The 16,618-nt window shown below is 38.0% G+C and carries 11 protein-coding genes; 7 read left to right on the top strand and 4 right to left on the bottom strand.

What is annotated here, in order from left to right:
* The first annotated feature begins 1 nt into the window (after position 1).
* The 7 genes from FN817_RS15475 to FN817_RS15445 all read left to right on the top strand — a co-directional run bounded on the left by FN817_RS15475 (position 2) and on the right by FN817_RS15445 (position 10,868).
* Entirely contained in the window at positions 2 to 4,267 is a 4,266-nt protein-coding gene (locus tag FN817_RS15475; RefSeq protein ID WP_142718733.1) for a type I polyketide synthase, read from the top strand.
* The gene (locus FN817_RS15470; RefSeq protein ID WP_002977699.1) at positions 4,255 to 4,554 is read left to right on the top strand and encodes an acyl carrier protein; all 300 of its coding nucleotides are present in this window, start codon (positions 4,255 to 4,257) and stop codon (positions 4,552 to 4,554) included. The genes FN817_RS15475 and FN817_RS15470 overlap by 13 nt, the downstream gene beginning before the upstream one ends.
* On the top strand, positions 4,545 to 5,327 hold the full coding sequence (locus FN817_RS15465; RefSeq protein WP_047421343.1) for an alpha/beta fold hydrolase: 783 nt from the start codon (positions 4,545 to 4,547) through the stop codon (positions 5,325 to 5,327). The genes FN817_RS15470 and FN817_RS15465 overlap by 10 nt, the downstream gene beginning before the upstream one ends.
* Positions 5,320 to 7,722, top strand: coding sequence for a glycosyltransferase (locus FN817_RS15460; RefSeq protein ID WP_142718732.1), 2,403 nt, complete (start codon positions 5,320 to 5,322; stop codon positions 7,720 to 7,722). The genes FN817_RS15465 and FN817_RS15460 overlap by 8 nt, the downstream gene beginning before the upstream one ends.
* An 85-nt stretch (positions 7,723 to 7,807) precedes the next feature.
* Positions 7,808 to 9,079: a condensation domain-containing protein gene (locus tag FN817_RS15455; RefSeq protein WP_142718731.1), complete on the top strand. Its 1,272-nt coding sequence runs from the start codon at positions 7,808 to 7,810 to the stop codon at positions 9,077 to 9,079.
* On the top strand, positions 9,076 to 10,329 hold the full coding sequence (locus tag FN817_RS15450) for a phthiocerol/phthiodiolone dimycocerosyl transferase family protein (protein ID WP_142718730.1): 1,254 nt from the start codon (positions 9,076 to 9,078) through the stop codon (positions 10,327 to 10,329). The genes FN817_RS15455 and FN817_RS15450 overlap by 4 nt, the downstream gene beginning before the upstream one ends.
* A complete protein-coding gene (locus tag FN817_RS15445; protein WP_142718729.1) occupies positions 10,326 to 10,868 on the top strand; it encodes a hypothetical protein in 543 nt (180 codons plus the stop codon). Before FN817_RS15450 ends, FN817_RS15445 begins: the two co-directional genes overlap by 4 nt.
* Before the next feature lie 72 nt (positions 10,869 to 10,940).
* Here FN817_RS15445 and FN817_RS15440 read toward each other — a convergent pair whose 3' ends face one another.
* Genes FN817_RS15440 through FN817_RS15425 form a run of 4 tightly spaced genes read right to left on the bottom strand, consistent with a single transcriptional unit; the run spans position 10,941 to position 16,608 of the window.
* Entirely contained in the window at positions 10,941 to 11,849 is a 909-nt protein-coding gene (locus FN817_RS15440; protein WP_142718728.1) for a DUF5655 domain-containing protein, read from the bottom strand.
* A 32-nt stretch (positions 11,850 to 11,881) separates the two neighbouring features.
* Positions 11,882 to 13,384 carry a restriction endonuclease subunit S gene (locus FN817_RS15435; protein ID WP_142718727.1) on the bottom strand — a complete coding sequence of 501 codons (1,503 nt, stop codon included), beginning with the start codon at positions 13,382 to 13,384 and terminating at the stop codon, positions 11,882 to 11,884.
* Complete coding sequence (locus FN817_RS15430) at positions 13,385 to 14,956, bottom strand: TIR domain-containing protein (protein ID WP_142718726.1); 1,572 nt, start codon at positions 14,954 to 14,956, stop codon at positions 13,385 to 13,387.
* The gene (locus FN817_RS15425) at positions 14,953 to 16,608 is read right to left on the bottom strand and encodes an HsdM family class I SAM-dependent methyltransferase (protein ID WP_228451577.1); all 1,656 of its coding nucleotides are present in this window, start codon (positions 16,606 to 16,608) and stop codon (positions 14,953 to 14,955) included. The genes FN817_RS15430 and FN817_RS15425 overlap by 4 nt, the downstream gene beginning before the upstream one ends.
* Between the last annotated feature and the right edge of the window lie 10 nt (positions 16,609 to 16,618).

Raw genomic sequence — 16,618 nt, 5'->3', positions numbered from 1 at the left:
TATGAAAAAAACAGATGTTGCTGTAATTGGTTTATCCTGTGTCTTTCCCGGGGCACAGGATGCCAACACTTTTTGGCAGAATATTGTCAATAAAGTCGATTCTACCGAGCTGGCTCCGGCTGATCGGATAGATCCGGTTCATTTCAGCGATGCGACAAGCCCCGTTGACCGTTTTTACTGTCAGCGTGGAGGGTTTATCCCTGATTATACATTCGATCCTACAGCATTCGGTATTTTACCACTCGCTGTTGAAGGAACAGAACCTGACCATTTACTTACCCTTGATCTGGTACAGAAAGCACTGGAAGACGCAGGAATATTTCAAAAGAATATTTCTCTTGAAAAAACGGGAATCATCATCGGTAAAGGAAACTATACCGGTCCGGGAGCTACCCGTGCTATCGAAATTGTAAGAACCGGAGAACAGATTTCCTCGTTACTGCAGGAACTGCTGCCTCACGTTTCTTCCTCCGATATTGAAAAAGTAAAACATGCTTTTCAGGAACGCAAAGGGCGTTTTGCGGCAGATACTGCGATGGGATTAATTCCCAATCTTGTTGCTTCTCTTGTTGCCAACCGATTCAATCTGGGAAGTGCTGCATTTACAGTAGATGCTGCTTGTGCATCCGCTTTAATTGCAGTAGACCATGCTGTACAGGAACTTCAGAGAGGTCGTTCTGACATCATGATCGCAGGAGGGGTACACACAGGACAGAATGCTGCTTTCTGGAGTATTTTTGCCCAGCTGGGAGCCATGTCACGCCAGCAGCAGATCAAACCCTTCAGTATGGATGCTGATGGATTGCTGATTGGTGAAGGTTGTGGTTTCGTTGTGTTAAAGCGATTGGAAGATGCCGTTCGTGATCAGGACAAAATCTATGCAGTGATCAAGGGCGTAGGAGTAAGCAGTGATGGTACCGGAACCAGTGTGATGAGCCCGTCCGTAAAAGGTCAGCTGAAAGCGTTGGAACAAGCCTGGATCAACGCTGATTTAGATAAAAATAAAGTGGGATATCTTGAAGCTCACGGCACAGGAACACCGCTTGGAGATAAAACAGAACTTCAGACCTTAGCGCAGTTCTTCGGCAAAGAAGAAGCTGCCCCGGCAGCGGGCATCGGATCTGTGAAATCCAATATCGGGCATGCTATGCCGGCAGCGGGAATCGCAGGACTGATTAAAACCTGTCTGGCATTACACCACGATACTTTACCACCAACATTATATTGTGAGAATCCAACTGCAGAGATGCAGAACACAAGGTTTGAACCTGTACAGGAAGCCAAAAACTGGTCAAAAACAGGACTGCCAAAAGTAGCCGCTGTAAATGCCTTCGGATTTGGAGGAATCAATGCACACGTTGTTCTGGAAGGCTATGACATGCCGAAAAAAGATCAGGTGCTGATATTGGCCAGACCAACGCATGAAGAACTGCTTTCAGCATTACAAAATAATGAAACAGCCATTGGTGAAGGAGATTTCAGAGTAGCGATCTTCGATCCAACGCCTGCAAGAATAGAAAAAGCGAGTAAAATTGTTTCCAAAAACATCATCTGGAAAAACAAACAGGATATCTGGTACACCTCTACTCCATTATTAAAGGATGGAGGGAAGGTAGCCTTTGTATTTCCGGGCTTAGACGGTCTGGCAAAAGGTGAAGTGGATACCGTTAGCCGTTATTTTGGATTAACAGCCCCTATTAAAACAGAAGGTGAAGGTCTTTTAACCGATGCTTTAAACATCTTCAACAACTGCAGTATCCTTGATAATTCACTGAAAAAACTGGGAATTATTCCGGATATGAATGCCGGACACAGTTTAGGAGAATGGCTGGCAGGATATTCGTCCGAATTAGCCGAAGCCAATTCTGTAAAAGCCTTAATCGATGTGCTGAATCCTGAAACTTTTGAATTAAAAGATTCCAAATTCATTGCTATAGGAGCTGGTATCGATGCTATAAAACCATTTATTGATGAAATTTCAAACCTTTATGTTTCTAATGACAACTGCCCTAATCAGGTGATTCTTTGCGGAAGCAATGCTGCCTTGGACGAGTTGGTTCCTTTGTTAAAAGCAAAACAGATTTTCCATCAGGTACTGCCGTTCCAGTCAGGATTCCACTCTCCTTTTATCGCCGATAAGCTGGATGTGATCCTTGCAGGAATGGAAAAAGCACAATTCCAGCAGACAAAAATTCCATTATGGTCTGCCACCACATTAAAACCTTATCCTTCAGATCAGGCAGCGATCAGAAAACTGAGTGCCGAGCATTTGGTACAGCCTGTCCGTTTCCGTGAACTGACCGATAGATTATACGAAGAAGGGGCAAAAGTATTCATTCAGGTGGGTACTGGAGGTCTTATCGGATTTATAGATGATACTTTGAAAGGGAAAGCTTTCAGTACGATTGCTTCCAGCGTTCCTACCCGTTCTGCATTGGCGCAGTTACAACGTGTAGTGGCTTCATTGTTTGTGGAAGGTAAAACGATCGCGCTTGACTTTCTGGAGATTCAGAATCACTCGAAAAGAGTATCAGGAAAAGGCATTAAGCTGGAATTAGGTTCTCCTATTATCCGTAATTTTAAAGAAGTGAAAGCGTTGGCTCAATCATTTGAGGCACCAAAACAATATATAGCAACTGCTTCAGCTATTGCCACAAAAAGCGGTCATCCGCTGGTACAGGCATTCCAGGACAATGTTGCCGATATGATCCGTATGCAGGAAGAAGTATTGACCTTATTCCAGAACCGTCCGGAAATCACAATTCCACGTCCTGCTCAGGTTAATTCTGTAGTACAACAGGCTGCTCCAAAAGCACCGAGAAGTACAACCTTCTCAAAAGACTTGTATGTAACCCTGGAAAGTCATCCTTACCTGATCGACCACAGCTTATTGAGACAGCCAAAAGGTTGGGCTCATGTAGCGGATATGGAACCGGTAATCCCGATGACGATGATTTTTGAGCAGCTGGCAGAAATTGCAGAAGCGGAAATTCCGGGAACACAGGTTCATAAAATTATGAATGTAAGCGTATTCCAATGGATGAACGTGGCCAAACCTTTTGAGAAAACAGTAAAAGGAGAATGGCGCGGAGCCAACCATGCTTATCTCGATATTGAAAACTTTGCCAACGCAGAAGTAGTTTTAAAATCTGCTTCTGTCCCAACACCTGCATTCAATCTTTCCATCGGTAATCTTTTGCCCATTGAAAGAACCCCTGAAGAAATCTATGACATGCACATGTTCCATGGAAAAAAATACCAGGGAATTACTGAAATTTCAGCTGTTGGAGACAAAGGAATCGTAGGAAAAATCAAAGGAAACGGCGGTAAGGGATCATTACTGGACAATGCAGGACAACTATTCGGGCTTTGGCTGCAGCTTACTTTGGTGAAAGACCGCATTGCATTCCCTGTAAAAATCAGAGATATTGAATTCTTCGGAAATATGCATGATCAGGAAGGTATTTTTGAATGCACCTGTATGCTGACCGAACTGAATGATGAATTTGCCATCGCAGATATCATCCTGAAAAGAGATGGGAAAGTATGGTGCGCCATTACGGGCTGGCAGAACAGAAGACTGGAAATTGATGCCGCTTTATGGAATGTTTCCATGTCACCGCTTCACAACAGACTTTCGGAAGAGATTGCTCCTGAAGTATTCTTCTTCCACCAGGCGTATACCAGAGTGGCTTCATGGGATTTTATCCTGAAAAGATACTTCAACCAGACGGAAAAACAGCATCACCAGCAGTTATTACCCAACAAGAAGAAAAACTGGATGGTAAGCCGTGTAGCCGTGAAAGATGCCGTAAGAAATCTTCTCCGCCAGGAAAAAAATCTTGCCTGCTTCCCGATTACGTTTGAAATCCGTTCCGATGAAGTGGGAAAACCTTACCTCATCAGTGATTTTACAGAAGATATTCATATTTCATTGGCTCATAAAGGCAAAGAAGCCGTGGGAATCGCGAGGTATGGAAAATCTGTAGGAATCGATATGGAACTGATGGAAGAACGCAGCGCCGGATTCTACGACATGGTATTTACCGACAACGAATTAGCCTTATTAAAAGACAGAGATCAGGCAGAATGGACCACCCGTTTCTGGGTCGCCAAGGAAGCTTACGGAAAGTTCCTGGGAACAGGACTCAAAGGAAATCCTAAAGCCTTCGAAGTCAAAGAAATAAAAGATGATCACCTGTGGATCAACAACATTGAAATCAAAACTATTAAACATAAAAATTATATTATCGGATGGACACTGTAAACGCAACATTAAAAATGAACCACGAAGAACTTTTTACTTTATTAAAAGGTTTTATTACTGAAGTGATAGGTGCTGAATTTGTAGAAGAGATGGACATTACTCCTGAAAGTTCATTCACCAAAGATCTTGAAATGGACAGTATTGAGATTGTTTCTTTCTCTGAAAAGATCAAAGCGCATTTTGGCGATCAGATCGACTTTACAGGTTGGTTATCTTCTATGGATCTTGACCAGCTTATTAATCTTGACCTTAGTATGATCATCAATTATATCTACGAATGCCAATAATCACTGTCAATAACAGACAAGTTCATATACAGGAACTCAACAAAGGAGCCGAACAAACCGTGGTACTCATCCACGGTATGTTCAGTAACCTGTCCATTTATTATTTTAATATTGCCCCGGTGCTGGCAAAGCATTTCCATGTGGTGATGTACGATCTGAAAAGCCACGGTATGAGTGAACGCTTTTTGGATGGGTACGACCTTGACAACATGTCATCCGATTTAATAGGTTTAATAGATCACCTTCAACTGGAAAAAGTACACCTTGTCGGCTACAGCTTCGGAGGTCTTATTGCTTTAAAAACAGCTTTAGAATACCCGGACCGCGTGAATCAGCTCGTGGTGATGGAAGCTCCGGATCCTCAGGACGAAAAAGCCCGTAACATCATTGATGAATACAGCAAAGAATTTCTTGAGCATTATGTAGCCAACTTTACAGATACCACCAAAGTACAGATGGGAAAAAGACAAATGGAAAAGAACCACCGTATGTATGAATTTCTGTTTAATCAAACCACCATTAAAGCAGATATGATCAGGGAAAAACATTTCCTTGGTGAAGCCCGTTTCAATGAACTGACAGCTCCCACTCTATTGCTTTATGGCGCTGATTCCAATTGCAGACCAACGGGTGAATGGCTGCAATCTCAAATCAGCCAGTCTGAACTTGAATTAATCCCGGGCGACCACAATATTCCTATCCAGGAACCGAATCTGATTGCAGAAACGATCGCTCAATTTTTATCTAAAATTTTAACACAAAACCATGGCTAAATTTGCATTTATAGTTCCACCATTGACAGGACATGTCAACCCTACCTTAAGCATCGGTGCTACGCTGTTGGAAAGAGGACATGAAGTAGCCTGGATCAGCCTTGACCCGACTTTAGAGGCTAAACTTCCCGAGGGAGGAAAATTATTACTGATCCAATATGATCAGACCGACGAAGAAAAGAAAGAAAGCGAACAATATCTCGATATTATTTCAAAAAAAGTAGTGTACGGTATAGACAGCGTGAAGTTCCTTTACGAAGAGGTGCTTATCCCGCTGAACAGACATTGCTATAACGGAATTATTGCTTTACTGAAAACATATCAGCCTGATTTGGTTATCGGGGATCATCAGTTATTTGCTGCTCCTGTTGCTGCGAAAATGCTGGGAATTCCTTATGCCACTTCCGTTACCGCTCCGGCTGCCATCAAAATCATGAATGAGCTTCCAAAGGTACACGAATGGGAAGTGAATCAGATCGTAGCACTACAGAAAGAACTTGGTTTCCAGGAAGAACGTTCTCTGGCAACTTCAGAACTCTTGACCCTTGTTTTAACCTCGAATTATTTCTTTGGTGACATGGAAGATCTGGCACCTCAATATAAATTCACAGGCCCAGTTCTTACAGAGCGTCGTATTTCTTGTGAGTTCGATTGGGATAGATTGAAAAATGCTACCAACAAAAAGATCCTGGTAAGCATTGGGACTACCTTCGATCATGATCATAAAAAAGCATTCTTCCAGAAGGTCATTGATGCCTTTAAAGACGAAGATTTAACCGTTGTAGTGGTTTCTGATCCTCAGCTTTTTGAGCAGTGGCCGGAAAACTTTATGGTCTATCAGCAGGTTCCGCAATTGGATCTGTTACCTCATCTTGACGGTGTGGTATGCCATGGCGGTCACAATACCGTATCTGAAACCTTATCCAACGGAATTCCTTTGGTAGTGATCCCGATTGCGTATGATCAGTCGCATGTTGCAGGACGTGTGGTGCGTACAGAAGCGGGTGAGCGTCTTAATTTTAACCGGTTTAAAGCCAATCACCTGAGAGAAGCTGTACACCAGATTTTAAATAATCCAGGCTATCGTGAAGCGGCTCAGAAGGTAGGACAATCTTTTGTGGAAGCCGGAGGTGCACCTACAGCAGCCAGCCTGTTGGAACAAGCCATATCAAAGGCTTCAAAACCTGAAAAACCGTCTAAGTTTTTATTCGTAGTTCCCCCGTTTTTCGGACATGTGAGCCCTACTTTAAGTGTAGGAGCGAGTTTAATTGCCCGTGGACACGAAGTAAAATGGTTCGGAATTACCCCTTTAGACAGCAAACATATTCCCGAAGGAGGCTCTTATTTCTATCCCGAAGAAGATCTTGTTCCCTATCAGAATGAAATTGCCCGCATTTTAAAAAGACAGGATGACGGCCCGGCCTGTTCCGGACCTGAAGTGATGAAACTGGCACTGGAAGAAACCTATGTTCCTTTCGCTAAAATGATGATGCCGGGATTAACGAGACTGACAGAAAGCTGGATGCCGGATGTGATTGTGAACGACTGTATCACTTTCGGAGGGGCTCTTTTCGCTCACAAACACAATATTCCTTGCGTAACGACAACTCCGGTTCCGCCGGATGTGATGGGAGACACAGAAAAAAGTGCTCCAAAAATCTGGGAATGGCAGCAAAACCTGATCAAAGACCTGCAAAAAGAAGTGGGAATTCATGAGGAAGGAATTTACATCCATTCTCACAAGCTGAACATGGTGTTTACCTCACAGGCTTTCGCTGGTTTTGAAACCGTTCCTTCTCATATGAAATTTGTAGGCCCGGTGAAAGGCCGTCCTAACGATGCTCCATTTGATTGGGATAAATTAAACGCTTCTACCACTCCAAAGATTTTCGTATCATTGGGAACGCTGCTCGTGGATATCAGAAAAGCTTTCTTTGAAAAGATCATTGCTGCATTCAAAGACCAGCCGGTTACCGTGATTGCCGCTACTCCACCGGAAATCTTTGAAGAATGGCCGGATAATTTTATCGTGAACAGCTTTGTTCCTCAATCTGCAGTGATGCAGCAAATGGACATGGTGATCTGCCACGGGGGCTTCAATACGGTAAATGATACTTTCCGTAACGGATTACCGATGCTGATCACACCTATTGCTTACGATCATTTCCATATTGCAAAACTGATTGAGCAGGCAGGCTGCGGAATCAGCATCCGGTACAAAAGACTGCGTGTAGATGCCCTTCGTGAAACCGTTTTTGAATTGCTGGAAAATCCAAAATACAGAACTGCTGCTCAGGAAGTCAGAAATACATTTACCCTTGCCGGCGGTAATGATAAAGCAGTAGAATTATTAGAAAATTTTGTACAGGAACATTCAACATTAGCTTCCGTATAATGATGAAATCACAATGATTTATAAACACAAAGGCAGATGAAAACACAGGGATTCATAAGGCCTTACAAAAGACAGAGATCAGCATATGAAAAGAAGATTGCTATTTGGTGAGCGCATGTTACTGGGAGACGGAACAGAACCCTTTAACGCGGTCATTCCGTTCAGACTGAGAGGGACTTTTACCTTAAAAGAGATCCAGCAGGCTTTAGCCAAAATTCAAAATAAACACCCCTGGCTGAGAGCATTGATCAGTCATGATGAAAAAAATATTCCGTGGTTCAATGTTCCGGAGCAACCGGTTTCCATTCCTGTAAGAATCATCACCAGACAAAGTGAAGAGCAGTGGCAGGAAGAATCCAGGAGAGAATGGAACACCACCTTTAATTACGAAAAATTACCCCTGATCCGGTTTATCTGGATCAAAGGGGAAGATGTTTCTGATATGCTGTTTGCATTTCACCATTGTTTATGCGATGGCGGTTCTGCAATGGCTTTCTTAAAAGAGTTCCTGATAGCACTGGACAACCCGGCTGTCGATATCGGGACAGAAAACCCGATCTTAGGAATCGAAGATGTAGTTCCGGCCCATATTCTGAACAGCAGAAGACAGAAACTGAAAGCTAAATTTATCGGAAGGCTGGCCGCTACTGCCATCAAATGGATTCCGGTAGGAAAAAAAGCTGTGGAAAGACAGAATGATTACCTGATCAACTGGAAACTGGATGAAACGGTAAGCAATGAACTTATCGCTTATTGCAAATCTCAGAAAGTGACTGTGAATACATTTTTAAGCGCGGCCGTATTGCAGGCATTTAAAAAAGTAAGAGCTGAAAAATCCTTCAATAAGGTTTCCTGCCCTGTTGATATCAGGCGTTTTGCCCAACAGATCAAAGAAGACCACATATTCGCTTTCGGGCTGATGATTGTGGTGTCTGCTGATGAAAAGCTAAGCTTTACAGACAATCTGCGTGTGATGCAGAAATCTGTAGAACAGAAGACCTCAAAACTGAACCCTTACATTACGATGATGGTCATGGAATCCGGGCATGATGCGCTTAAGAATTTTACAAAGCTTTTAAAGAACGGAAAATCCTCCAACGACTGTATGTTTTCCAATCTGGGACGTATTCAGATTCCTCATGAGTATAAAGAATTTACGGTTGAGACGATCTTCAGCCCATCAGTGATTGGTCCTTTAGGAAATACCACTACCCTGGTGGTTTCTACCTACCGTGGAAAAATGGATTTTTCATTCATGGGAAGCGAAGGCTATTTACCGTATACCGATGCCATGGCAGTACGTGACGAAGTTATGCAGACCATTCATTCACAACTAAACCAAATGGCAGTATCATGATCAAAAGACCTTTAATGATGGTGGAAAGGATTATGTATGTAGATCCTGAAACGCCTTTAAACTGTATTTATACCGCAAAGATCAAAGGCCAGGTTTCTGAGGAAACTTTTAAAACAGCTCTGATCAAAATCCAGCAGAAACATCCCATGCTGAGGGCTATCGTTGATCATAAGGTCGGGCGGTATCCTTATTTTATGGGACAGAAAGATATTGAACCTATTCCACTCCGTATTGTGGAACGAAAAACAGATGATGATTGGTTTAAAGAATCCGAAAAAGGATGGTTCCAGCTCTTTAACCAACCCAAAAAGCCTCTGGCCGAAGTAGTATGGGTGAAAGGACAGGATACTTCCGAAATCCTCTGGATCATGCCTCACTGTATTTCAGACGGAACCACCGGAGTAACCTTGATGCGTGAACTTCTGAGTTTGCTGGACAATCCTTATTCGCCGTTAATTCCTTATGTTGCTTTTGAATCGGTAGATGATTTTCTGCCTTCGGATTTTAATACGGGAATTAAAAAATACAAGGCCGGTCTTTACCTGCTGTTCGCCAGAATATTCTTTTCTATCCAGCGAAAAAGCAAAAAGAGAAATCTTGGAAAAAGCTATGCCATTCACTGGAAAATGACTCCTGAGGATACCAAACTGATTACTGAAAAATGTAAAGCCAACGGAATTTCCGTCCACGCTTTACTGTGTTCTTCCGTGATGCAGGCCTTCCGTGATATTCAGGGAGACCGTGCCAAGGGTAAGGTGATCAGTCCGGTAGATGTACGCCATTTCATTCCCGAAATCAAGGAAGATCATTTATTTGCTTTCGCCCCAACGGTAGAGCTTTCTATCAAAAAAGACAGCAAGGATGTGATGGGCAATGCCAAACAGATCAAAAAAGACCTTATTGAGAAAATCAGTAAGCTGGAAGCCCGTGAACTTCTTTGGATGGGAGAACGTATGCACCCTGTTGTAAGCCGCATGATCAGAATGCTCAAATCCAGCGAAGGCGGACATGATGTGACCTTATCCAATATGGGAAAGGTGAATATCCCGAATGATTACACCAATTTCAGTCTGGAAACGGTTTTTAGTCCTACCGTGGCTTTCCCATGGCTGAACTCAAACACTTTAGTTGCCAGTACATACAACCAGCAGATGGACTTCACCTTCATGTCCAATGAAAATTTTCTCCCGAAAGAAGAAGCCCATCTGATAAAAGATAAAGCCATTGAGCTATTGACCACCTCCCTATGAAATTGAAAATAAAGCCTCCGAAGCCAAAACCCATCAAAAAAACCACCCTGAAACGCTTTCTCATCAAGCGTACAATTTACTATGTCCTTCCGAATGTATTTTTTAATTTCATCATCGCCTATGCCAGCTTCAAAGAGTTAGGTTACACCCATTTTTTCTCAGGAACCCAAAACCTGGCCCGCCTTACCCTGCCGATGGCCATCTTCCTTCCGGTAGTCCTTACCATTGATATCATCAAAAGAGTAACCGATGCCGCCAGCCAGGAAGCTATAGAGTTCACCGTAGACGAACAGCTGAATATTAAAAAGTTAATGACCAAACTAAGCATCTTACACGGCCTGATTACAGGTTCATTGGTACTCTCCCTACTCTTTATAGGACAGTATAATTTTTCAAAGGATTATAAGCTGGATGCTACAGCAATGGCTTTTGTTGTGGGGATATTGGCTGGGATTTTATCTGTGGTGTTTGTGTATTTGCCGGTGTGGAGATTGAGGAGGTGGATGTGTAGGAGGATATCAATTGAATCAATATCTTAAATTATAATATGAATTCTAGTTTTAAAAAGGATCTGAAATATTAAAATGTCAGATCCTTTTTAATTAATAAATTTAAAGAGCTTGCTTTACAAGACTCATAATATATTCTAGATTTTCTGTATCCTTAACAGTTATTTCATAGTCTCCATTTCCATTATGACCTTTAAGATCAGAAACATCTCTCATAATATTTTTAGGATCATCAAGATTTCCTTTTTTGAGGTTGATCCACATTTTTAATGAATTGGCTTGAACTTCTATATCAATAACATTTGTTTTTGCTTTAAATGCGATATACCATTTTTTTGGATGTACTTCTAACTCGGAAGATAAGTTTAAAATTGCTTGCTTATAACTTTCGTAAAGTTCAATTACAGAATCATTTTTACCCAAAAGATATAAATCTTCAGTATATACAGTTACTTCTTTAGTTACTTTACTTATAACAGAGTTTTGTTCAGATTTAACTTCTTTGATATTAGGAGCTGCTTTAGATTTTTTTATAGGATTAATCAGTATAATATCATTTTCATACTGTTTAATTTCCCAAAGTTCTATTGGTAAATCTTTGAAATTGGAAGCCTGCTTTTGAAAATCGGTAAAAGCTGGAGATACAAAAACAACTTTAGATTGCGACCAATCGATATCTGCACGTTTAATAGTTTCATTCTGACTTTCATTATATTCAACAATGAAATCTGCTTTGTATTCCAACATTAAATTTAAATACGAAACTCCCTGGTCAACTACTGAAAAGTGTCTGTCTTTTTTATATTCGATAATAACAAAAGAATTGTTTTCACTATCATAAGCCAAAGTATCAATTCTATTTGCTTTTATAGTAAATTCAGACTTTATGAATTTCCAATTGGTTAAGGTTTGTAAATTAGATTCAAAAATATTTTGAATATCTTTTTCCAGCCTAAAAGGAATTTCTTTAAGAATTGAAAAAATTTGTTTATTATTTTTAAAGAGTTGCATGAAAATTCAATTAAAGTTATTAATTTAGTATATTAATAGGCATTTCCCAGTATCATTTGTTCAACTTGCTGCTTAACATTGTCTAGAATATTTTTGGCTTCTTGTTGTAACAACATTGCTTTTGCTCTTAAGCTTTGAATATGATTAGCAATTTCATATTGTTTTTCTAAATCAAAATCTCCATTCGGTAAAATAGGTACTACAATATCTTGATTGAAATAATTTTGCATAATCAAATTTCTAATTCCATTTGTCTGACTTTGCATTGATTCAGTAAGCTTTATGTTATGTATCGTTTTTAAATAACAAAATAAATATTCTGGATTTAAAATACTAGTATTGATTCTAATCTTATGTATAAAATTACTATAACTAATCTTGTTATTATGTAATATATCTTTTGTCAAAATAGCAATTCTACCTACAGGTTGATCCGGGCTACCTCCTGACTTCTCAATCAACAGATCATTTTCTTGAATATCAATTTTTGATATTTTATCTTTTTTAATAAGCCTGAATTTAACTCTCGAATTATCAAGCTTAAGATTAAAGTCATTATCAAATTCTGTGGCTCTGATAACTAAGCACTTTTCATATTCTTGGGAATAATTTTCTTCGTTATGTTCAATTCCCCAATCACCTGCAAGACTTTGAACTATGAAAGTCCTAAGTTTTTCAACTTTGAATTGCTTTAAATCTGTTTCCTTAATTGCTTGCTTTAAGCTTGTTGTAGTTTTATCATATAATTTAGGATCAAATCTTCCACCAGTTACCTGCCTTAATTGTGTTATGAAAATTCTATTTTTTAAAGAATTATCTTTTTCAGGTAGAGAAATTCCTAATTTATCTAATAAATAACCATCTATACTAGTTAACAAAGCTTCAGACTCTTCTTCTATTTTTTTTTGTTGCTCATAAGCAGATTGATAAACTTCAACAATTTGTTTTTGAGACTCTAATGGTGGAAGTGGAATTCTTAATGATTTGAGTAATTCAATACCCACTCCAGATTGATTATTCCAATTTGTACAAACAGCATAGAATATTTTATTTTTTTGATATAAATTTAATATTATCCATAAATATTCGGACAACAAAACATCTCTCTTAGGTTTAAGAACGGTTATATGATTAGAATAACTTAATTCTTTTTCTTCTTTTAATATTGCTGTTTTTCCTACTAACTCTTGGCTGTTAGTATTATTAAATAATACATCACCTACTTCTAGCCTATCAATTTTTTTTTCAATAGGCAAATAGACATTTTTATCAAATTTCAAAAATCCATTTTCATCAATATTAGTAGGCCTTATTTGAATAATACCATTTTCATCAATCGCTTGATCTTGTTTTCCAGCACCAATACCAGATTTAAAAGAAAGAACAACTGATCGTAAAGGAATACTTTTATATATTCCTGAATTAAATTTTGTTAAGTCAGAATTATAGTATAGAGGATCTAAGCGCCCTTCTAAATTAGAGCGGTTAATGATAGTTATTTTATTAGAATTTATATGTTGAGATAAAGTGTGCATTTATTGGCTAGGTATTTTGAATTTATATCTTTCTATTAAAATAGTTTTAATGTGCCTACCTATTTCTTCTTTTAAAGTTGTATGAGCATCTTTTTGATAGGTGAAATAAAAATCTAGTTTATAATCCGATTTGGGCTCCTCTGCTTTTTCTTCTTTAGTAATAATCACCGGTATATTTAAAGCCCTTGCCCATCCCATCTCATAGGTAACATTGGCATTGTTACCTGTTATGTTGGCAATAAAAATATGGCATCCTTTGATTTTCTCAAAAATATCATTTACAATATTAACAGACTCTCCCTTATAAGTCATAATTGGATGTAAAGTTATATTTATACCATATTTGTCTTTAATTTCGTCAATAACACTTTTATAAATTTCATTGTGAGATTTTACAATCGCAGAAGAAAAATATGGCATTGCAACAAATACTTTTATTTCTTTTTCCTTTATTTGATTGAAAATTCTTATGATACTCTCAGCTTTTGTTTCCTCTGCCTCAAATAAGTGATTATTAATTATCCAATGATAGAAAATGTTAAATGTTGTTTTATCCTCAAAAGCTTTATAAAATAGAAAGGCTAAAAGTATATCAATATTTTTATTTGCTTTAAGTAATTCATCATCACGATATAGCGTATTTACAGCCTGCAAGGCTTCATATACAATATCTATAATATCTTTGGATTTTCTCACCTTTTTAAACTTATTATAAAGCCTAAAAATGTTTAGGGATAGGGACCATTTGTAACTTTCAAGATTAGTTTTAATAGATTGGAAATCTTCACTTCTTATTTTTAGCCCCAATTTCCTAGCATTAACCCCAACATCTTTACCATCATATTGAAATATTTTTGCTATTTCATCATCTCCAAAATATTCAGTTTCTCCAATAATTCCCTTTAAATTCTGCTCAAGTGTCAAAGGAATTGTTTTAGAATTGATATTATAGAAAACAACACGCTCAAATTTCTCATAAGTATTACTGGTTTTCTTCTCGAGTAATTCAGTAATGGGATTAAATTCATTAGTAGTAGTTTCTTCAAACAATACAATGCAAAACGGTACATCCATTGTTTGAATTCTATCATCGTCAATTTGCTCCGCAGCACTTAATCGGTGATTCCCATCTATACGATGAAAAGGGTGTTTATTTTCTTTAATCAGTTTTAGTAATTCACCATCTTCAATCTCTAGTTCAACGATCTTTACTTCATCTCTTCCTCCTACATCAAAAACTTTAGAATTCTTTCTTTCTACAACTCTAATATTGAGACTATTTACATTTGATTTAAAACTCTTATTTGCTTCAATAAGCGTTAATGGAGCATCTTTTTTAGCTCCAGTACTAGTAAAGTCATATTTCAACTTCAAGCTCAAAATCACTTCAGGAAAAAACAAATACGTTTCTTCGGTAAGAAAATTAGAAATTACTTTTTTTTGTTTATCAATAAGCTCTCTCTGATATTCAGGATTAGCTTTAGAAATCCTTGCCAGCTCTTTAATTCTTGCAAAACCTCTTATACAAGTTTGTTTACTTAATGATTTATCTAATATCCCTCTGATTATCATAATAAATGGCTTTCGATGTCATTAATAAATTTTGTGAGTTCTTCGCTAATAAACTCCAATTCATTCACGGTCGTTTTCTTTCCTGTTGCATCGTACCCTATATCATCAGCAATTGCCATAAAAATTGGATAGTCAGGAATCTTTTTTTGCTTTTGTTGTAAAAAAGCTTCCTGTAACTCTTCTTTCAGGTCATTGACTTTATCATTAAAAATGTCCTGAATTTCCTTTTTATCATCTGCTATTAATTCATTTAAAGCCTTTTTATCTAATGTTGGATTGCTTTCTTTACATTTTTTTTCAAGGGCATTAATAGCTTCTTTCTTCTCTTTATCGTATTGCTTTATTTTTTCTGTATAATTGCTCTCCGAAAGCAAATCAGCCTTTGATGTTTGTTTTAATTCTTTAATACGATTTGTTGTATTGAAATCATGCTTTTTTAAGAATAAAACGGAACTTTTAACTCCTGCTCCTGTAGCTGAAAAAGCAGTTTGTGGCATTGAAACTACTGCAATTATTCTAAACATTTCTTCTATGTGATCTCTTACGTATTGCAAACTACTATTAGTCAAAATACCATCAGGTATTACAATAGCTAAATATCCTCCCTCTTTAAGAAAATTATAGCATTGTTCTATAAATAATACTTCTGTGCTTTGATTTTCTCTGCTTGTTTCAGGTCTCGCAGAAACAGCTAACCAATCTTCTTCTTTCTTTCCAAGATTATATGTTTTTAAATAAGCTTTCTCTGTCTGTCTTACAATACTTCCAAACGGAGGGTTAGTAACAATAAAATCGAAGTGATTGTATTTAAATCCTTTATTAGTAGTATTTTTTTCGATATCCTGTGGGCTTAATAAACCATCTGAAGTAATTACATTTGTATGGCCATCATCATGGATTATCATATTCATTTTGGCAGCACGAGAAATTTGCTCATTAATCTCAATACCATAAAGGTTTTTTTCAGCGAAATCGTGCCAATATTTATAATGCTTTTGATTTTGCTTTACATCTGTTTTATAATTAACATATAATTCATCGGCTTGTTTTCTAACTTTATTCAAGGCATATAGTAGAAATCCTCCACTTCCGCAAGAAGTATCTAGCACATAAGAATCATTTTTAATAGGCAATACACTAACTGCAAATTCTACAATTGGTCTAGGTGTAAAATATTGTCCAAAATTTCCTCTGAAAAAAGCTCCCATAAAGGTTTCGAAAGCTCTTCCTTTTGCATCTAGGTCTGTTTCACCGATATTGACATCTTGTAAGTATCCTACTACCGTTCTTATTTTTTCAGAAGAAAGTCTAATATTATCTTTAAAGACTTCAGGGTCTTTTTTTCTTCCTTGTTCGTAAAGTTTTTTTATACGTTCTGTAAGTCTTTTATTTTCTTCGTTTCTAATAGCAGTACTTAACTCTTCTTCTCCTAATTTTTTATAATTTTTTATTTCTGTAGCATCAACAGTAATAATTTGAAAGTCATATGGAGTTCCTGCTATTCTATCTTTTTTTTCATCCCAAATCTTACAGAATATCAATTTGTCTAACTCATCAAATGCTTCTGAAGGATTTAACTGCCCTCCTCCCCATAGAGCATCATGCGCTTGTTTAAACCTACGTGTTAAATCTGCTTCTGGTATTACTTCCAAGTTAAAAAAA

The organism is Chryseobacterium rhizoplanae, from assembly GCF_900182655.1.
In the GTDB taxonomy this organism is placed as follows: Bacteria; Bacteroidota; Bacteroidia; order Flavobacteriales; family Weeksellaceae; genus Chryseobacterium; species Chryseobacterium rhizoplanae.
Note: the sequence above shows the minus strand (reverse complement) of the source record. Positions and strands in the feature narration are given on the sequence as shown.